This window comes from Pseudomonas sp. GL-B-12 (assembly GCF_019955895.1).
Taxonomy (GTDB): domain Bacteria; phylum Pseudomonadota; class Gammaproteobacteria; order Pseudomonadales; family Pseudomonadaceae; genus Aquipseudomonas.
Window position 1 is genome coordinate 161,783 of sequence record NZ_JAHBCX010000044.1, and the last position, 20,127, is coordinate 181,909.

The following is a 20,127-nucleotide window of genomic DNA, read 5'->3' on the forward strand; positions in this document are numbered from 1 at the left end:
TGCATTCGCGAGCAAGTCGAATCGTCGCACCGCCGCTCCCACATTTGTTTTTTGGAACGCCCAAATGAAGCGTCTACTGAGCGCCTGCGCCCTCCTCTCGCTCCTGGCCGGTTGCGCCAGCACCGACACCGTCGATCCACACGGCTACGACAAAACTGGCGTGGCTTCGTACTACGGCGCCAAACACCAAGGCAAACGCACCGCCAACGGCGAGCGCTTCGACAAGAATTCCATGACCGCCGCCCATCGCCAGCTACCCTTCGGTACACGGGTGAAGGTCACCAATCTGAATAATGACAAATCCTGCGTGGTCCGTATCAATGATCGCGGGCCGCACACCCGTGGCCGTCTGATCGACCTATCCCATGAAGCTGCCGCACGCCTGGGCATGCTCAAAAGCGGCACCGCACGGGTTCGCGTACAAGCCCTCGACGACTGACCGATGGAGCCCCGACCATTTTCGGATTAGCCGATTTACCCCTGATCAGCGTGATCGAATTGCTCAGCGGGTTGCTCCTGCTGATTGTCGGCGCCGAATTGATGGTGCGCGCCGCCGTACGCATCGCCGCGCGGCTGCACATACGCCCGCTGATCATCGGCCTGACCATCGTCGCCCTCGGCAGCAGCGCACCGCAGATGGCGGTCAGCCTGCAAGCGACCCTGGCGCACAATGCCGACATCGCCGTTGGCAGTGTGATCGGCAGCAGCATTTTCAACATCCTCGTCACCCTCGGGTTGTCTGCGCTGATCATTCCTTTGCGAGTTTCCCGGCAATTGGTGCGCCTGGATATTCCGTTGATGATCGGCGCCAGCCTGTTGGTGTTCGTACTCGCCTGGAATGAAGAACTGACCCGTGCCGACGGCGTGATGTTGCTGACGGCACTGGCGATTTACCTGCGGTTGTTGCTGCGCCAGTCGCGACATTCGGCACGCCCGGTATCGAGCCATGATCACAACGTGCAAGCGTCATGGCTGAGCAGCGTGCTGATGATCATCGCCGGGCTGGCGATGCTGGTGTACGCCGGGCACTTGCTGCTGGGTGCAGCGGTTGCGGTCGCCACCGATCTTGGGTTGTCGGAGCGGATCATCGGCCTGACCATCGTCGCCGTCAGCACATCACTGCCTGAGCTCGCCACTTCGTTGATCGCGGCAATGCGCGGCGAGCGCGAGATTGCCGTGGGCAACGTGATTGGCAGCAACCTGTTCAACCTCCTGGGCGTGCTCGGCTTTACCGCGCTGGTGGCGCCGTCGCCGCTGTCGGTGTCGCCCAACGCCCTGGATTTCGACCTGCCGGTGATGCTCAGCGTCGCGGCGCTGTGCCTGCCGGTATTCTATTCCGGTTACCGGGTGACTCGCGCCGAAGGCCTGCTGTTTCTGGGTTTGTACCTGGCGTATGGGCTGCACGTGGTGTCGTTCACCACCGGCATGCCACTGGCCGGCAAGCTGGAACACTTGATGCTGTTTTTCGTCCTGCCGGCGTTGGTGGCGTTTTTGCTGTTCACGTCACTACGCGCCTGGCATCGCCAACACCATAAGAAGGAAGTCCCATGACCGAGAATAAAAAAACCGGCGTTGAAGTCCGCCGCCAAGTGATGGGCGACGCCTTCGTCGACCGCGCACTGGGCAATGCCACCGAATTCACCCAGCCGCTGCAGGATTTCGTCAATGAACACGCCTGGGGCGGTGTGTGGAATCGCGAAGGCCTGCCGCTGAAGACCCGCAGCCTGATCACTGTTGCCGCCCTGACTGCACTGAAGTGCCCGCAGGAGTTGAAAGGTCACGTGCGCGGTGCGCTGAACAACGGCTGCACTGTGGATGAGATTCGCGAGGCGCTGCTACATTGCGCGGTGTATGCCGGCGTGCCGGCGGCGATCGATGCGTTCAGGGCGGCGCAGGAAGTGATCGACAGTTACCAGAAGCCAGAGTGACTGATCTGACGCTTTCGCGAGCAGGCTCGCTCCCACAGGGGAATGCATTCCAAATGTGGGAGCGAGCCTGCTCGCGAATGGTTCTAAAGAACACTGCCTGAGTCAGGCTAGATCCACCCACCCCACTGCAAAAAGAAGATCCCGATATTGGTGGTGACCGCCGCCATCAGCGTGGTGATCACGATAATCGCCGCCGCCAACTCGTGATTGCCGTCTGCCGCCCGGGCCATGACGAAACTGGCAGCGGCGGTCGGGCTGCCGAAGTACAGGAACAGAATCCCCAGTTCCGCCCCGCGAAAACCCCACAACCACGCCCCCAGCGTCGCCAGTACCGGCAAGCCGATCATCTTCACCAGGCTTGAACTCAGCGCCATGTTGCCGCTTTTACGCAGTGCCGCCAGGGACAGCGTGCCGCCGATGCAGATCAGCGCCAGTGGCAAGGTGGTTTGCGCCAGATACCGGCCAGAGGTCTCCAGCCAGCCCGGCAAGCCGATCTTGAAATAGGCGAACGGTGCAGCCGCAATCACGCTGATGATCAGCGGATTGCTGAACACGCTTTTGCAGATGCTCCACGGATCGGACTTGATCACCGGGCTGTACACCGCCAGCACGATGGTCGAGAGGGTGTTGTAGAACAGGATCACCAGCGCCGCCAGGATCGCCCCAAGGGAAATCCCGTAGTCGCCGTACATGCTTGCCGCCAGCGCCAGGCCGATGACCCCGTTGTTACCGCGAAACGCACCCTGGGTGTAGATCCCCCGATCTTCCCGCGGGCACTTCCAGATCGCCCAGCCCCAGGCGATGGCAAAACACACCAGAGTCGCCACGGAGAAGTAGATCAGCAGCGCCGGCTGCAACGCCGCGTGCAGGTCGGCATGCAGGATGCCCAGAAAAAGTAACGCCGGCATGGTGACGTTGAACACCAGGGACGACGCAGTATGGATGAAGTTGTCGTTGATCCAGTCGATGCGCTTGAGCAGCACACCCAGGAACAGCATGGCGAATACCGGCGCAGTGATATCCAGGGTTTCGAGGAAAATTGCCAGCATACCGGGAGGACCTTGGGGTGGGCGTCGTTAGGGGGCTAATGATAAGCCACTGAAGACTTCGGCGCCTGCTAGATCGCCTTCGCGAGCAAGCCCGCTCCCACATTTGATCAGTGTCGAACACAAAATTTGTGCGCGACGACAATCCAGTGTGGGAGCGGGCTTGCTCGCGAAGCAGGCGACTCGGTCTTAAGTAATCGGCGCCGGGTTGAACAGGGTGATGTCGTTATGCAGCTTGTGCTGCTCGGCCCAGGTCTGTTTCTTGCCGCTGGCCACGTCCAGGTAGTAGTGGAACAGCTCCCAACCCAGTTCCTCGATCGATGCGCGGCCGGTGGCAATGCGCCCGGCGTCGATATCGATCAGGTCCGGCCAGCGTTGCGCCAGTTCGGTCCGGGTCGATACCTTTACGACCGGCGCCATGGCCAACCCGTAAGGCGTGCCGCGACCGGTGGTGAACACATGCAGGTTCATCCCTGCCGCAAGTTGCAAGGTCCCGCAGACAAAATCGCTGGCCGGGGTCGCACAGAAGATCAGGCCTTTGCGCTTGAAACGCTCGCCAGGGCCAAGCACGCCGTTGATCGCGCTGCTGCCGGACTTGACGATCGAGCCTAGGGACTTCTCGACAATGTTCGACAACCCGCCCTTCTTGTTGCCCGGCGTGGTGTTGGCACTGCGATCCGCCTCGCCCTTGGCCAGGTAGCGGTCGTACCAGTCCATTTCCCGCACCAGTTCCTGGGCGACGTCCTGGTTTTCCGCACGGGAGGTCAGCAGATAGATGGCATCGCGCACTTCGGTGACTTCGGAGAACATCACCGTCGCACCGGCCCGTAGCAACAGGTCCGAGGCATAACCGAGCGCCGGGTTGGCGGTGATGCCGGAGAACGCATCACTGCCGCCGCATTGCATGCCCAGGATCAGCTCAGACGCCGGCACGGTTTCCCGGCGACGCTGATCGAGCTTCTTCAAGCGTGTCTCGGCCAGTTCCATGATCTGCTCGATCATTTCGGTGAAGCCGTGACTGGAATCCTGCAAGCGGTACAACCAAGGCTCGCTGAGATCCACCGAACTGTCGTTGTCGTGCATCACCTGCCCGGCCTGCAATTTCTCGCAGCCCAGGCTGATCACCAAGGCTTCGCCGCCCAGGTTCGGGTTGCGTGCCAGGTTGCGCACGGTGCGGATCGGGATGTACGCGTCAGTCGCAGTGATCGCCACGCCACAGCCGTAGCTGTGGGTCAGCGCCACCACGTCATCGACGTGCGGGTACTTGGGCAGCAACTCATCCTTGATGCGCTTGACCGCATGATCCAGCACCCCGGTCACGCACTGCACGGTGGTAGTGATGCCGAGAATGTTGCGCGTGCCGACGGTGCCGTCGGCGTTGCGATAACCCTCGAAGGTGAAGCCTTCCAGCGGTGCTTGCGCGGCCGGCACGTCGGTGGACAGCGGCAGGCTGTCCAGCGGTGGCGCGGTCGGCATGCGCAGTTGATCTTCCTTGACCCAACTGCCGCGGGGAATCGGCTGCAAGGCATAGCCAATGACCTGGCCGTAACGAATCACCTGGCCACCTTCGGGAATGTCTTCCAGGGTGACCTTGTGGCTCTGTGGCACGAAGTCCACGGTAACCAGGCCGTCCGCAAACTCGGTACCGGCCGGTACGCCCTGATCATTGACGACGATCACTACGTTATCCCGCTCGTGAAGGCGGATGTAGCGCGGCGAGTCGGAATGTTCAATCAACTGCATGACGCCGCTCCTCAGGAATGCGTTTGAGACAATTTGCCAGGGGCTTCAGTACCGTTCGCTGGTGGCTCTTTGAGCACCACGCGTTTGATCGGGCCCACGATGACCAGATAGCTGAACACCGCGACCAAAGCGTTGCAACCGACGAACACCAGCGCCCACTTGAACGAACCGGTGGAGCTGATGATGTAGCCGATGACGATCGGGGTAGTGATCGAGGCGATGTTGCCGAACATGTTGAACAGGCCGCCACTCAGACCGGCGATCTGCTTCGGCGAGGTGTCGGAGACCACGGCCCAGCCCAGCGCGCCCACGCCTTTACCGAAGAACGCCAGGGCCATGAAGCCCACGACCATCCATTCGATGTCCACATAGTTGCAAGCCACAATGCTGCTGGAAACCAGCAGGCCGGCAATGATCGGCGCTTTACGGGCGAAGGTCAGGGAATGGCCTTTGCGCAGCAGGTAATCGGAAATCACCCCGCCGAGCACACCACCGATGAAGCCGCAGATCGCCGGCAAGGACGCGATAAAACCGGCCTTGAGAATGGTCATGCCGCGTTCCTGCACCAGGTACACCGGGAACCAGGTCAGGAAGAAATAAGTGATGGCGTTGATGCAGTACTGGCTCAGGTACACGCCCAGCATCATGCGGTTGGTCAGCAACTGGCGCACGTAGTCCCATTTCGGACCTTCGCTGCGTTTGGCCGAACCTTTGGCCTTGTCCTGATCCAGGTCGACCATGCCACCATTGTCGGCGATGTGCTTGAACTCGGCATCGTTGATCATCGGGTGTTGGCGCGGGCTGTGGATAACTTTCAGCCAGATCAGCGAGAACACAATGCCGATCACGCCCATGACAATGAACACGTGCTGCCAGCCGAAGGTGAAGACGATCCAGCCCATCAGCGGTGCGAACAGCACTGTGGCGAAGTACTGCGCGGAGTTGAAGATAGCCGAGGCAGTGCCGCGTTCAGCGGTCGGGAACCAGGCCGCCACGATACGCGCGTTACCGGGGAAGGATGGCGCTTCGGCCAGCCCCACCAAAAAGCGCAGCATGAACAGCGCAACCACTGCGGTGGACATGCCGAACTCGCCGACATAACCCTGCAGCACGGTGAACAGCGACCAGGTGAAGATGCTCAGTGCGTAGATTTTTTTCGAACCGAAACGGTCGAGCAGCCAGCCACCGGGGATTTGCCCGGCCACGTAAGCCCAACCGAATGCGGAGAAGATGTAGCCGAGGGTAACGGCATCAATGCCCAGGTCTTTCTGCAGGCTGGAGCCGGCGATTGCGATGGTTGCGCGGTCGGCGTAGTTGATCGTGGTCACCAGAAACAGCATGAGCAGGATCAAATAGCGGACGTGAGTCGGCTTGGTCGATTGCATGTAGATGTACTCCCACTGATTATTTTTATGCGGGTAAAACATTCAAGATTCATATGCCGCGCAAGGCCTTAGGCAAGGGCCTTGCGCGGGTGCAGCGGGGTTACGATCCGATGTAGGCAGTTTTTACGACCGTGTAAAACTCTTGCGCATAGCGACCTTGCTCACGTGATCCATAGGATGAACCTTTACGCCCACCGAACGGAACGTGGTAGTCCACACCGGCGGTCGGCAGGTTGACCATCACCATCCCGGCCTGGGAGTGGCGTTTGAAATGGTTGGCGTACTTCAGCGAGGTGGTGGCAATGCCCGCCGACAGCCCGAACTCGGTGTCGTTGGCCATGGCCAGCGCGGCTTCGTAATCGGCTACGCGGACGATGTTGGCCACCGGGCCGAAGATCTCTTCCTGGCTGATGCGCATCGAAGCTTCGCTGTCGGCAAACAGGGTTGGCGCAAGGAAGTAACCCTCGGTGTCGCACGTCACCAGACCACCGCCGCTGACCAGACGCGCACCTTCGGACTGGCCGATATCGATGTACTTCATGTCCTGCTCAAGCTGCGCTTGCGAGACCACCGGCCCGATATCGGTACCCGCCTTCAATGCATGGCCGACCCTGATCGACTTCATACGCTCGGCCATGGCTTCGACGAACTGGTCGTGGATGCCAGCGGTGACGATAAAGCGGCTGGAAGCGGTGCAACGCTGGCCGGTGGAGTAGAACGCGCTCTGTACCGACAGCTCGACCGCTTGCTTGAGGTCGGCGTCGTCGAGAATGATCTGCGGGTTCTTGCCGCCCATTTCCAGCTGGACCTTGGCCTGGCGCGATACGCAGCTGACGGCGATCTGACGACCCACGCCCACGGAACCGGTGAAGCTGATGCCGTCGACTTTCGGGCTGTGGACCAGTGCATCGCCAACCACACGACCGCTGCCCATCACCAGGTTGAACACACCGGCCGGGAAGCCTGCGCGGGAGATGATTTCGGCCAGGGCCCAGGCGCAACCCGGAACCAGGTCCGCGGGTTTAAGCACGACGCAGTTGCCGTAGGCCAGGGCCGGAGCGATTTTCCACGCAGGAATGGCAATCGGGAAGTTCCACGGGGTGATCAGACCGACCACACCCAGAGCTTCGCGAGTGACCTCAACGTTGACGCCCGGACGCACCGACGGCAGGTAGTCGCCGGACAGGCGCAGGCATTCGCCGGCGAAGAACTTGAAGATATTACCGGCGCGGGTCACTTCGCCGATGGCTTCAGGCAGGGTCTTGCCCTCTTCCCGGGCCAGCAGGGTGCCGAGCTCTTCGCGACGGGCGAGGATCTCAGTACCGACTTTGTCCAGGGAATCGTGACGCGCCTGAATGCCGGAAGTGGACCAGGCCGGGAACGCGGCACGGGCGGCGTCGATGGCGGCGCGGACCTGAACCAGATCAGCCTTGGCGTAGTCGCCGATGGCGTCGCTCAGTTCGGACGGGTTGATGTTGGTCGAATAGTCGCCACCGGCAACCCATTCGCCGTTGATGTAGTTATCGAAACGCTTTGAATCAGCCACTTGAAGATCTCCTCACGCAAAAGGCCGCTGATTGCTCAGCGGCCTTACTTAATCGGATGTGTTACTGCGCACCCTGCTTGTCGATCAACGCAGCGAGCATTTCATACTCCTCGCCGGTCAGATCGGTCAGCGGTGCACGCACAGGACCTGCGTCGTAGCCGGCAATTTTTGCCCCGGCCTTGACGATGCTCACGGCATATCCGGCCTTGCGGTTACGGATGTCCAGGTACGGCAGGAAGAAGTCGTCAATGATTTTGCCGACGGTGGCGTGATCTTCACGAGCGATGGCGTGGTAGAAATCCATCGCGGTTTTCGGAATGAAGTTGAACACCGCCGAGGAGTAGACCGGCACGCCCAGTGCCTTGTAGGCCGCGGCGTAGACTTCGGCGGTCGGCAAGCCACCCAGGTAGCTGAAGCGATCACCGAGGCGGCGGCGGATCGACACCATCAACTCGATATCACCCAGGCCATCCTTGTAGCCGATCAGGTTCGGGCAGCGCTCGGCCAGACGTTCCAGCAGCGGCGCGGTCAGGCGGCAGACGTTACGGTTGTAGACCACCACGCCGATGTTGACCGATTTGCACACGGCTTCAACGTGGGCGGCAACGCCGTCCTGGCTGGCTTCGGTCAGGTAGTGCGGCAGCAGCAACAGGCCTTTGGCGCCCAGACGCTCGGCTTCCTGAGCGTATTCGATGGCCTGGCGGGTCGAACCGCCCACACCGGCCAGGATTGGCACGCTGGTGGCGCAAGTGTCGACCGCAGTCTTGATGATTTCCGAATATTCACTGGCCGCCAGAGAGAAGAACTCACCGGTGCCGCCCGCGGCGAACAGCGCCGAGGCGCCGTATGGGGCCAGCCATTCGAGACGCTTGATGTAACCCGCGCGATTGAAGTCGCCCTGAGCATTGAAATCGGTGACCGGGAAAGACAGCAGACCGGCTGAGAGGATGGACTTCAGTTCTTGTGGATTCATTATTCGAACACCCTGGATAGCGACGTTGTGTGAGAAAACCGTTCAGCCCGCGCTGAAGTTGTAGGTTATCGTACAACTTAAAATACAACCGTCAACTGCATTTCATCGCCGGGGGTGAAAATTGTTCGACAAGAAAGGCTGTTGGCCTGAGTTTTAGCGGGTTTCCACGAGGGAAGGACAGTTGCGAGCACCGTGATAAACGGTCGATTGAGAGATACGTTGTCGGAAGATGCGGGAAAGCTACTGGATTTGTTTTATGGCTCGCGATAGCGGTAGGTCAGACGATGGAGGACAAGGGCAGATTACTTACCCCCGCTGCGCCTCAGCCTCTTCATGGGCATGACGCAACCGCTCACGGCTGTTGGTCAGGTGCAAACGCATGGCGGCCCGCGCCGCATCGGAATCCTGACGGGCAATGGCGTCGTAGATTTCTTCGTGCTCACGGCTCAGGCGACTCATGTAGTGCTGCTGGTCGTCATGGGCCAGGCGCGCGGAGTTCAGCCGTGTGCGCGGAATGATGCTGGTGCCCAGGTGGGTCATGATGTCGGTGAAATAGCGATTACCGGTAGACAGCGCGATTTCGAGGTGAAAGGCGAAGTCCGAAGCCACGGCGTCACTGGCGTGAGCGGCACTTTCATTCAACGCATCGAGGGCGGCGCGCATGTTGGCCAACTGTTCCGGGCTGCGACGTTGCGCCGCCAGCCCAGCGGACTCCACTTCCAGACTGATGCGCAATTCCAGGATCGCCAGCACATCGCGCAAGGTCACCACGGTCGCCGGGTCGATTCGGAAACCGCTCGGGCTCGGCGTGTCGAGCACGAAGGTGCCGATACCGTGGCGGGTTTCCACTTGCCCTGCCGCCTGCAAACGGGAAATCGCCTCGCGCACCACCGTGCGGCTGACGCCATGGGCATCCATGATGGCCGACTCGGTGGGCAACTTGTCGCCACGCTTGAGATGGCCGTCGCGGATCTGCTCGGACAGCACCGTCACCAGTTCCTGAGCGAGGCTGCGGCGCTTGCGTGGGAGGCGTGGTGCGTCGTTCGGGTTTTCCATGGTGAACATCTGTCTCGAAAAATTCGGCGGCTGAAAGCGCATCATAGCGCAACGCGGTTGTACGATCACCTTGTAGGAGCGAGCCTGCTCGCGATAGCGGTACGACATTCAATATTTAAATGTCTGACACTCCGCATCGCGAGCAAGCCCGCTCCCACATTGGGATTTGTGGTGTTTATGCAGTCACAGCCTGGTCCACCAGATGGCCATTCTCGATACGAATGTGCCGCGGGTGGAAGCGCTTCAGGCTGCTGCGATGGCCGACGCTGACAATGCTCAGCCCCGGCAACTCATCGATCAGCGCCTGGTACAACGACGCTTCATCCTCTTCGTCCATCGCCGAGGTCGCTTCGTCCATATACAGCCATTGCGGTGCATAAAGCAGCGCACGGGCAAAGGCCAGGCGCTGCTGCTCACCCGGCGACAACATGCGCTGCCAGTGGTTGGCTTCGTCGAGACGGGCAATCAGGTGTGGCAAGCGGCAGGTTTCCAGCACCTGCGCGTAGCGCTCGTTCGGATAGGTATCGCCGGGCTGTGGATAACTCAGGACATCGCGCAGGGTGCCAATCGGCAAATACGGTTTTTGCGGCAGGAACAGGTAGCGCGCCGATGGCAGGCGAATGCTGCCGTGACCGGCCGGCCACAGATGCCCCATCGCCCGCAGCAGGGTCGACTTGCCGCTGCCGGAGCGACCGCTGAGCATCACACGCTCGCCCTCCTTCACGGTCATGTCGGCGTTGGTCAGCAGGTGACGACCTTCAGCCAGGTCGAGGCCGAGGTTGTGCACCTTCAGCATCGAGCCCGAATTCTGTACGTCGATGGCCGGCGCACGCTCTTCGTTGTCGCGCATGGCCTGATGGAAACTCAGCAGACGATCGCAGGTGGCGCGCCAGGAAGCGAGGCTCTGGTACGCACTGATAAACCAGCTGAAGCTTTCCTGCACATTGCCGAATGCCGAGCTGATTTGCATCAGCTCGCCCAGTTCGATCTTGCCGGAAAGGTAACGCGGCGCGGCAACCATGAAGGGGAAGATGATGGCGGCCTGGCTGTAACCGGCGGTGAAGAACGTCAGGCGCTTGGACACCTTCATGATGTCCCAGAAGTTATGCCAGACCATCCCGAAGCGGCCGCTCAACCGACGATTTTCGTTCGGTTCGCCGTTGTACAACGCGATGCTTTCGGCATTTTCACGAATCCGCACCATGGAGAAACGCAGGTCGGCTTCGAAGCGTTGTTGCTGGTTGTTCAGGCCGATCAGGCGACGACCGATCAAATGCGTCAACCAGCTGCCTACCACCGCGTAAACCAGCACGCACCAGAACATGTAGCCGGGAATGGTGATGCCGAAGACTTCAATGCTGCCCGACACGCCCCACAGAATGATCGAGAACGACACCAGGCTGACGATATTGCGCAGCAGCCCGATACCCAGCTCAAGGGTGTTGGAGGTGAAGTTATTGAGGTCTTCGGAAATCCGCTGGTCCGGGTTATCGGTGTAACCGCCCTGCTCCAGCTGGTAGTAATTCTTGTCGGCGAGCCAGCGTGCAAAGTGCTTTTCAGTAAGCCACGCCCGCCAGCGGATCGTCAGCATCTGCGTCAGGTACAGACGGTACACCGCGCCGACGATCGCCACCGCCGCAATCGCGCAGAAGTACAGGATCAGTTGCCAGAACGCTGCCTCGTCCTTCTTTTGCAGGGCGTTGTAGAAGTCCTTGTACCAGGTGTTGAACCACACCGAGATCCCCACGCTGATCAGCGACAGCGCAATCACCGCGATCAGCAGCGTCCAGGCCTTGACCTTCTCTTCACTGCGCCAGTAAGGCGTGATCATCGCCCACACTTTGCGAAAAAACTGCCCGCGCACGGCGTCGTTGACCGCGGAATACTCAGCGTTCTGATTCATGGATAAGGCTCGATAGAGAAAAGTACACGCACGAACCGATCATAGATGATCGGTTCGGTTTGTCGTGAGATACGGCCCGCATTCGTTCAGCGCAGGTTCAGCGGCGAACGGGACGCTTCTGCAGTTTGCGCTGCAGGGTGCGGCGGTGCATGCCCAGGGCTCGGGCCGTGGCGGAGATGTTGCCTTCATGCTCGGTCAACACACGCTGGATGTGCTCCCACTGCAGGCGGTCCACGGACATCGGGTTTTCCGGTACCAGGCTGTCGAGGTCGGCGTGTTCGGACAGCAGCGCCGCCAGCACGTCGTCGGCGTCCGCCGGCTTGCACAGGTAGTTGCAGGCACCGCGCTTGATCGCCTCGACCGCGGTGGCAATGCTCGAATAACCGGTGAGGATCACCACGCGCATTTCCGGGTCCATTTCCAGCAACTTGGGCAGCAGCACCAGGCCGGAGTCGCCGTCCATCTTCAGGTCCAGGGCGGCGTAATCCGGCAGATCGGCCTTGGCCAGCTCCAGGCCTTCCTCGGCGGAACTGGCGGTGCTGACGCGAAAACCGCGGCGAGCCATGGCGCGGGCCATGACGCGGGTGAATGTGGCGTCGTCATCGACCAGCAACAAATGCGGCAGTTCCTCGCCTTCGACTTGGATCTCTTCACTCATGTTCGTCTCCTCGGGCGACACGGGGCAGGCGCAGCTCGGTGAGCGTGCCGCCTTCCTCATGACTGTAGAGTTTCACTGAGCCGCCGGCGCGTGTCACGCTGGCCTTGCTCAAAAACAGGCCCAGGCCGAAGCCTTTGCCCTTGGTGGTAAAAAACGGCTTGCCGATTTGCTCGGCGATGGCCAGCGGCACACCGGCGCCATGGTCACGAATGCTGATGGTGAGGTTTTCCCAATCCCAGTCCAGCGTCACTTGCAGCCCTTCGGGGCAGGCATCGGCAGCGTTGTTCAACAGATTCAGCAAAGCCTGGGTCAGGTCTGGCGGCGGCGCCATGCGCGGTACTGCGCCCTGGCCAAGGCGCTGGAAGCGATAACTGGCTTCCGGGCGCATCAGGTGCCAGCGATTGAGGGCTTCATCAAGCCAATCGGTGACGTCCTGCATCTCCACCGCCAACCGGCGATTGGCCTCGGCGGCGCGCACCAGTTGCTGCAAGGTTTGCTTGCACAGTTTGACCTGATCCTGCAGCACGCTCAGGTCGTCCTGCAACATCGGATCATGATGATCCTGGCGCATTTCCTTGAGTAGCACACTCATGGTCGCCAGCGGCGTGCCCAGCTCATGGGCCGCACCGGCGGCCTGGGTGGCGACGGCCAGCAGTTGCTGATCGCGCAGGCCTTCTTCGCGACGAATGGCGCGCAACTCTTCCTGGCGACGCAGCTCTTCGGCCATGCGTGCGGCGAAGAAGGTGATCACTGCGGCGGCAAGGGCGAAGCTCAACCACATCCCGTAGACCTGCAGGTTTTCCCGAGCGATCGGGAAGGTTTGCAGCGGATAGAACTGCGCCAGCAACAGCGTGTACATCGTCAGTGCGATACCCGACAGGATCACCGAATAACGCCATGGCAACGTCACTGCGGCAATGGTCAGCGGTACCAGGTAATAGGAGACGAAGGGGTTGGTCGAACCACCGGAGAAATACAGCAAGGCACTGTGGATAAACAGGTCGCAGGCCAGTTGCACGGCGTATTCAAGCTCGGTCACCGGCCACGAGGTGCGCAGGCGAATGGCCGTGAACACGCACAGCAGCATTGAACAACCGAGGGTCGCAGCCAGTTGAAACCAGGGCAGCGGCAGCAATTCGAGCCAGTAGGCCAGGCCAACGGAACCGGCCTGGGCGGCCAGCACCAACGTGCGGATGAACGTCAGCCGCCAGAGGTTCTGGCGAGTGGCGGAAGTGATTTGAACGGGGGCGAGCATGAGCTCTCCTGATGAGCGCTCCAGGCGGATCGCAGGGAGTATAACCAAGCGCGGGGGCTGACAGGCAAAAGTGCGGCAAAAGGACACAGAGAAGCAGCTACAAGTTTCAAGCTGCAAGCCACAAGATAAAAGCTTGTAGCTTGTAGCTTGTAGCTTGTAGCTTGCAGCTTGAAACTTGCCGCTGCTCCATAGAGTCTGATGGTTTCACGCAGGCCCGGACCATACCCCTGCGCACCTTTCAAGGAGCCTTCATGCACACATTCCGCCGCAGCGCCGCCCTCCTCGCCCTGAGTGTTGGCACCGTCGCCAGCCTCCCGGCCCTGGCCGCCGACGAGCTTCATTACAACCAGATTTCCCTGCGCGCTGAAGTCAATCAGGAAGTGGCCCGCGACCTGATGATCGTGACCCTCTACACCGAAGAACAGAACAGCGACCCGGCCAAACTCGCCGCCGACGTCAGCACCACCATGAACAAGGCGCTGGCCCGGGCCAAGCAAGTCAAGGACATCACCCTGCGTCAGGGCAGCCGCAACAGCTACCCGATCTACGACACCAAGGGCCAGAAAATCACCGGCTGGCGCGAGCGTGCCGAATTGCGCCTGGAAAGCTCGGACTTCGCCGTGCTGTCGAAGCTGACCGGCGAACTGCTCACCGACCTGAAAATGGGCGGCATGGACTTCGCCATCGCCACCCCGACCCGCAAGGCCAGCGAAGACGCCCTGCTCAAGGACGCCGTGACCGCCTTCAAGGCCCGCGCCCAACTGGCCACCGACGCCCTTGGCGGCAAGAGCTACAAAATCGTCAACCTGAACCTCAACAGCAACGGTTATCCACAACCTTACCTGCGCGCGCCGATGATGATGAAAGCCGCCGCCATGGACAGCGCACCGGTGACGCCGGATATCGAAGCCGGCACCAGCCAGGTCAGCATGACCGCGGATGGCTCGATTGAAGTGCTGATGCCTTGAGTCGATAGGCCCTGAACAAAAAACGGCGATCACTCAGATGATCGCCGTTTTTTTTGGGTAGTTTTCAGGCATGAGCTATAACTGGAGAGTCCACCGGGAAAAGCCGGCAGTTGCACCGGGTGCAACTGAGATTGATTGGCCACTATCGGTGCAACAATAACCACTCTTATTCACGCCATACCCACCGCACAAAACGGGGTATAAATAAGTAACACCCCGCCCTGATCGGGAGCACCCAGCGCTCAGGACGCACCGTGAAAGTGCGTCGTTTGCACCGTAAAAATGCCGCGCAAACGGTTAAATGCGGCAGAATTTATACAAATGCGACATTAAGGTACGTTCGTACCACCGTTTAAGGCTTGTAGTCACTCTGGATCTTGCATTGGGTATGGCCCCTGCATAAGTATCCGCAGGCACGACTCACGAGGTCGTCCTCTAATTCCAAAAATGACAACAAATCATGAGGCCACCATGCTTAAACACGCGGTCATTCCGTTTTTAGTTGGCGCAAGCTTGCTAGCCAGCGCACCGTTCGCCCAAGCAGCGACTAACCTGGTGTTCTGCTCCGAAGGGAGCCCGGCCGGTTTCGATCCAGGTCAATACACCACCGGAACCGACTTCGACGCCTCAGCAGAAACCATGTTCAACCGCCTCACCCAGTTCGAGCGCGGCGGCACCGCCGTTATTCCTGGGCTGGCGACCAAGTGGGACATCTCCGATGACGGCCTGAACTACACCTTCCACCTGCGTGAAGGCGTCAAGTTCCACACCACCCCGTATTTCAAGCCGACTCGTGAGTTCAACGCCGACGACGTGCTGTTCACCTTTAATCGCATGATTAACAAGGATGACCCGTTCCGCAAAGCGTACCCGACCGAATTCCCGTACTTCACCGACATGGGGATGGATACCAACATCACCAAGATCGATAAAGTCGACGACCACACGGTCAAGTTCACCCTCAAAGACGTTGATGCCGCGTTCATCCAGAACATGGCCATGAGCTTCGCCTCGATCCAGTCCGCCGAGTACGCTGCCCAGCTGCTCAAGGAAGGCAAGACCGCCGACATCAACCAGAAGCCGATCGGCACCGGCCCGTTCGTGTTCAAGAGCTACCAGAAAGACTCCAACATCCGCTACACCGGGAACAAGGACTACTGGAAGCCTGACGACGTGAAGATCGACAACCTGATCTTCGCCATCACCACCGACCCGTCGGTACGTATCCAGAAGCTGAAGAAGAACGAGTGCCAGGTCACCCTGTTCCCTCGTCCGGCCGACCTGAAGGCGCTCAAGGAAGACAAGGACCTGAAACTGCCTGACCAGGCCGGTTTCAACCTGGGCTACATCGCCTACAACGTGATGCCCAAGGTCAAGGGGCAAACGGATGCGAACCCGTTGGCCGACCTGAAGGTGCGTCAGGCAATGGACATGGCGGTCAACAAGCAACAGATCATCGACTCCGTGTACCAGGGCGCCGGTCAACTGGCCGTCAACGCCATGCCGCCGACCCAGTGGTCCTACGACACCACCATCAAGGATGCGCCGTACAACCCTGAGAAAGCCAAAGAGCTGCTCAAGGAAGCCGGCGTGAAAGAGGGCACCGAGATCGTTCTGTGGGCGATGCCGGTACAGCGTCCATACAACCCGAACGCCAAACTGATGGCAGAAATGCTGCAGTCCGACTGGTCCAAGATCGGCCTCAAGGTCAAGATCCAGAGCTACGAGTGGGGCGAGTACATCAAGCGCTCCAAAGGTGGCGAGAACCAGGCGATGCTGATTGGCTGGAGCGGCGACAATGGTGATCCGGACAACTGGCTGAACGTGCTGTTCGGCTGCGACTCGCTGGAAGGCAACAACTTCTCCAAATGGTGCGACAAGAAGTTTGACGACATCGTCAAGCAAGCCAAGCGCACTTCGGACCAAGGCAAACGCACCGAACTGTACAAGCAGGCGCAACACGTCCTCAAGGATGCTGTGCCGATGACACCTATCGCTCACTCGACGGTGTTCCAACCCATGCGCGCCAACGTGCAGGACTTCAAGATCAGCCCATTTGGCTTGAACTCCTTCTACGGCGTCAGCGTCAGCAAATAAGGTTTTGCAACGGCGACGTTTCTGACGTCGCCGTTGCTTTATCTACCGAGAAAGCAGGAATTCGCCTACATCCAAATCCGCAGCTGACTACAGCATCGGGCGAGGACGCGTTGCCATTTCCTACGAGTCTTTAGGACTCTACGCATTTACTGCCGGACCCGTGGCTCATACCGTCGGGATCCGACCAGTGCATGCGTGGGTCATCGGTTACTGCTGCGTGCGTGGCTTGAAATCAGTGATGCCTCTACGTCTGCGTACGGGACGGCGGCTCATTGACAACACTTTGAGAGAAAAGGGAGCGTTATGCGCCATACCTTGGTTTTATCCGCATTGCTGGGCACCGGCCTATTGGCTGCCACTTCCATCAGCCAGGCCGCCAACAACAGCCTGGTGTTCTGCTCCGAAGGCAGTCCCGCCGGTTTCGACACGGCGCAGTACACCACTGCGACCGACAACGACGCTGCCGAGCCGCTGTACAACCGGTTGGCAGAGTTTGAAAAAGGTGCGACCAACGTCGTACCGGGCCTGGCCACGAGCTGGGATATTTCCGAGGACGGCCTCAAATACACCTTTCACCTGCGCGAAGGGGTGAAGTTTCATACCACCAAGTACTTCACACCGACCCGCGACTTCAACGCCGATGACGTGCTGTTCACCTTCAATCGCATGCTCGACCCGCAACAACCTTTCCGTAAGGCTTATCCGACAGAATTTCCGTACTTCAACGGGATGAGCCTGAACAAGAACATCGCCAAGGTCGAAAAGACCGGGCCGCTGACCGTGGTCTTTACGCTCAATAGCGTGGACGCCGCGTTCATCCAGAACATCGCCATGAGCTTCGCCGCCATCCTTTCGGCCGAATACGCCGACAAGCTGCTGGCCGAAGGCAAGCCGAGCGACATCAACCAGAAGCCGATCGGCACCGGGCCGTTCGTGTTCAAGAGCTACCAGAAAGACTCGAACATCCGTTACACCGGTAACAAGCATTACTGGGACCCGAGCCGGGTCAAGCTCGACAACCTGATTTTCGCCATCAACACCGACGCCTCGGTACGCGTGCAGAAACTCAAGGCCGGCGAGTGCCAGATCACCTTGCACCCGCGCCCTGCCGATGTGACCGCACTGAAGAACGACCCGGCCCTGCAACTGATCGAGAAGCCTGGTTTCAACCTCGGCTACATCGCCTACAACGTGCGCCACAAACCGTTCGACCAGCTCGAAGTGCGCCAGGCGCTGGACATGGCAGTGAACAAGCAAGGCATTCTCAATGCCGTCTACCAGGGCGCGGGGCAACTGGCGGTCAACGCCATGCCGCCGACGCAATGGTCCTACGACGACACGATCAAGGACGCCGCCTACAACCCGGAAAAAGCCAAGGAGCTGCTCAAGGCTGCCGGCGTCAAGGAAGGCACTGAAATCACCCTCTGGGCCATGCCGGTCCAGCGTCCGTACAACCCCAACGCCAAGTTGATGGCCGAGATGCTCCAGGCTGACTGGGCGAAAATCGGCCTCAAGGTCAAGATCGTCAGCTATGAGTGGGGCGAGTACATCAAGCGCACCAAGAATGGCGAGCACGACATCAGCCTGATCGGCTGGACCGGTGACAACGGGGACCCGGACAACTGGCTGGGCACCCTCTACAGCTGCGATGCCATTGGCGGTAACAACTACTCGATGTGGTGTGATCCGGCTTACGACAAGCTGATCAAGCAGGCCAAGGTCGTCACCGACCGCGACCAGCGCACCCTGCTCTACAAACAGGCGCAGCAGTTGCTCAAGCAGCAAGTGCCGATCACGCCCGTCGCCCACTCAACGGTCAACCAGCCGCTGAGCGCCAAAATCGAAGGGTTCAAAGTGAGCCCGTTCGGTCGCAACGTTTTCTCGGGTGTCAGCATAGAAAAATAACCGATTAGCCAGAAATGCCGGGGGGCGGATTTTCCGCCCTCACGCAGACGCTTTGCCGTCTTTTGCCAATTTGGCTGACAGCAAACGTTTGCGATGCCGTGAATGAGTTCTAAACCAATAGCCGGATCACAAAAAAAGACCGGCATAAAAAAAGAAAGTAAGGAGCTTTACCCATGAAACTGAGCAGCACCGCGTTATTGGCCTTGGCCATAAGCAGCGTAACCGCCACGGCTTACGCAGAAACCCAAAGCCAGGCTTTCACCCCGGTTACCGTGAACGAGAAAAGCGCCCAAAGCGAAGCCACCGGCTTTGTCGAAGGCCAGTCGATCACCGGCACCACGCGTAACTGGTATGCCAACGAGCAATTGCAACGCGGCGCCAAGTTCGCCTACAAGAAGGACGGCGTTTCGACCCCGACCGATCGCCGGATCAACTGGGTCCAGGGCACCATCCTCAAGTACAACTCGGGCTTCACCGAAGGCACTGTCGGTTTCAGTACTGAAGTCGCCGCCTACAACGCCGTTGCCCTGGACCGGGACCGCAAAGACCTGGCGTCCAACAACGGTGGCGCGCCGGGCTCTCGTCCAGGCGCGGGCAACAACCGTACCCTGACCAAGGAAGGCGGCGACGCTCAAGGCCAGTGGAGCAAACTGGGCCTGGCCAACGTCAAGGCCCGTATCTCCAACAGCACCCTGACCGCCGGCCGCATGAACTTCAGCAGCCCGATGGTCGACGTGATCGGTAACCGTGCGCTGCCTTCGAGCTTCCAGGGCGTGGCCATCCACAGCGAAGAGCTGAACAACCTGGCCTTCGACCTGGCCACCTTCGACCGCAACTCACCGCGTACCGAAGAAAGCCAGCGCAAATTCCGCACCGAATACGCCAACGGCATCGTCGAAACCGACCACGTCTACACCGGCGGTATCACTTACACCCCGCTCGCCAGCCTGACCACCAGCCTCTGGGCGACCCAGGCTGAAGACATCTGGAACCAGTACTACTTCGGCGCCTCCCACGTACTGGGCGATAGCCAGGTACTGAGCCTGACCACCGGCCTGAACTACTACAAAACCAAGGAAACCGGTAAAGCCCTGATCGGCGATATCGACAACGACACCTACTCGCTGTCGTTCGGCCTGACCCACCAAGCCCACACCCTGACCTTCTCGTACCAGGAAGTGAACGGTAACGAGTACTTCGACTACCTGCACGAAACCAACGGCATCTACCTGGCCAACTCCCTGCTGTCGGACTTCAACGGCCCGAACGAAAAATCGTTCCAGGTTGCCTACGGTCTGAACATGGCCGAATACGGCGTGCCAGGCCTGAAGTTCAACATCTACCAGGCTCGCGGCTGGGGTATCGACGGTACTCACTACACCGGCAACGGCGGCGTGGCAGGCAAGGGTTACGACGGCATCCAGTCCCAGGATGGCGAACACCACTATGAATACGGCATCGGCGCGACCTACGCCGTGCAGAGCGGCCCGCTCAAGGCCACCACGATCCGCGGCACCTACACCGCTCACCGTGCCAGCGAAAACCAGGCTGACGGCAGCATCAACGAGTTCCGTCTCGTGACCACGGTTCCGTTCAACATCCTGTAATGCGCGCGCCTGACGGCTGATTCAATGACGAATCGGCCGTTAGACTTTTGTCCTTTA

16 protein-coding genes are annotated in these 20,127 nt (G+C 59.8%); 7 read left to right on the top strand and 9 right to left on the bottom strand.

Annotation, left to right across the window (positions count from 1 at the left end; genetic code table 11):
* Positions 1–64: 64 nt before the first annotated feature.
* Genes KGA85_RS23165 through KGA85_RS23175 form a run of 3 tightly spaced genes read left to right on the top strand, consistent with a single transcriptional unit; the run spans position 65 to position 1,928 of the window.
* Positions 65–439, top strand: coding sequence for a septal ring lytic transglycosylase RlpA family protein (locus KGA85_RS23165; protein ID WP_218429275.1), 375 nt, complete (start codon positions 65–67; stop codon positions 437–439).
* A gap of 50 nt (positions 440–489) precedes the next feature.
* Positions 490–1,551, top strand: a complete 1,062-nt coding sequence (locus KGA85_RS23170) for a calcium/sodium antiporter (protein WP_223454100.1) — start codon at positions 490–492, stop codon at positions 1,549–1,551.
* A complete protein-coding gene (locus KGA85_RS23175) occupies positions 1,548–1,928 on the top strand; it encodes a carboxymuconolactone decarboxylase family protein (protein WP_223454102.1) in 381 nt (126 codons plus the stop codon). The genes KGA85_RS23170 and KGA85_RS23175 overlap by 4 nt, the downstream gene beginning before the upstream one ends.
* 107 nt (positions 1,929–2,035) lie before the next feature.
* Here the strand turns inward: KGA85_RS23175 and KGA85_RS23180 are convergent, their stop codons facing one another.
* The 9 genes from KGA85_RS23180 to KGA85_RS23220 form a co-directional block, all read right to left on the bottom strand.
* A complete protein-coding gene (locus tag KGA85_RS23180; protein ID WP_223454104.1) occupies positions 2,036–2,977 on the bottom strand; it encodes an AEC family transporter in 942 nt (313 codons plus the stop codon).
* A gap of 186 nt (positions 2,978–3,163) precedes the next feature.
* Positions 3,164–4,717, bottom strand: coding sequence for a galactarate dehydratase (gene garD, locus KGA85_RS23185; protein ID WP_223448107.1), 1,554 nt, complete (start codon positions 4,715–4,717; stop codon positions 3,164–3,166).
* A gap of 11 nt (positions 4,718–4,728) precedes the next feature.
* Positions 4,729–6,102, bottom strand: coding sequence for an MFS transporter (locus tag KGA85_RS23190; protein ID WP_223454108.1), 1,374 nt, complete (start codon positions 6,100–6,102; stop codon positions 4,729–4,731).
* A gap of 100 nt (positions 6,103–6,202) precedes the next feature.
* On the bottom strand, positions 6,203–7,648 hold the full coding sequence (locus tag KGA85_RS23195; protein WP_223454109.1) for an aldehyde dehydrogenase family protein: 1,446 nt from the start codon (positions 7,646–7,648) through the stop codon (positions 6,203–6,205).
* A gap of 61 nt (positions 7,649–7,709) precedes the next feature.
* Complete coding sequence (gene kdgD, locus KGA85_RS23200; protein ID WP_007981458.1) at positions 7,710–8,621, bottom strand: 5-dehydro-4-deoxyglucarate dehydratase; 912 nt, start codon at positions 8,619–8,621, stop codon at positions 7,710–7,712.
* A gap of 306 nt (positions 8,622–8,927) precedes the next feature.
* A complete protein-coding gene (locus tag KGA85_RS23205; protein WP_008018739.1) occupies positions 8,928–9,677 on the bottom strand; it encodes a FadR/GntR family transcriptional regulator in 750 nt (249 codons plus the stop codon).
* Between the two features lie 175 nt (positions 9,678–9,852).
* A complete protein-coding gene (locus KGA85_RS23210; protein WP_223454112.1) occupies positions 9,853–11,580 on the bottom strand; it encodes an ABC transporter ATP-binding protein/permease in 1,728 nt (575 codons plus the stop codon).
* A 97-nt stretch (positions 11,581–11,677) separates the two neighbouring features.
* Positions 11,678–12,238, bottom strand: coding sequence for a response regulator transcription factor (locus KGA85_RS23215; RefSeq protein WP_007981466.1), 561 nt, complete (start codon positions 12,236–12,238; stop codon positions 11,678–11,680).
* Positions 12,231–13,493 (bottom strand): ATP-binding protein, encoded by a 1,263-nt coding sequence (locus KGA85_RS23220; RefSeq protein ID WP_223454114.1) that lies wholly within the window; start codon positions 13,491–13,493, stop codon positions 12,231–12,233. The genes KGA85_RS23215 and KGA85_RS23220 overlap by 8 nt, the downstream gene beginning before the upstream one ends.
* Positions 13,494–13,744: 251 nt before the next feature.
* Between KGA85_RS23220 and KGA85_RS23225 the strand changes: the two genes are divergently transcribed.
* The 4 genes from KGA85_RS23225 (at position 13,745) to KGA85_RS23240 (ending at position 20,070) form a co-directional block, all read left to right on the top strand.
* Complete coding sequence (locus KGA85_RS23225) at positions 13,745–14,461, top strand: SIMPL domain-containing protein (protein WP_223454116.1); 717 nt, start codon at positions 13,745–13,747, stop codon at positions 14,459–14,461.
* Between the two features lie 471 nt (positions 14,462–14,932).
* The gene (locus KGA85_RS23230; RefSeq protein ID WP_223533526.1) at positions 14,933–16,558 is read left to right on the top strand and encodes an ABC transporter substrate-binding protein; all 1,626 of its coding nucleotides are present in this window, start codon (positions 14,933–14,935) and stop codon (positions 16,556–16,558) included.
* 303 nt (positions 16,559–16,861) lie between these two features.
* On the top strand, positions 16,862–18,463 hold the full coding sequence (locus KGA85_RS23235; protein WP_223454120.1) for an ABC transporter substrate-binding protein: 1,602 nt from the start codon (positions 16,862–16,864) through the stop codon (positions 18,461–18,463).
* A 173-nt stretch (positions 18,464–18,636) separates the two neighbouring features.
* Positions 18,637–20,070 (top strand): OprD family porin, encoded by a 1,434-nt coding sequence (locus KGA85_RS23240; protein ID WP_223543393.1) that lies wholly within the window; start codon positions 18,637–18,639, stop codon positions 20,068–20,070.
* The last annotated feature ends 57 nt before the right edge of the window (positions 20,071–20,127 follow it).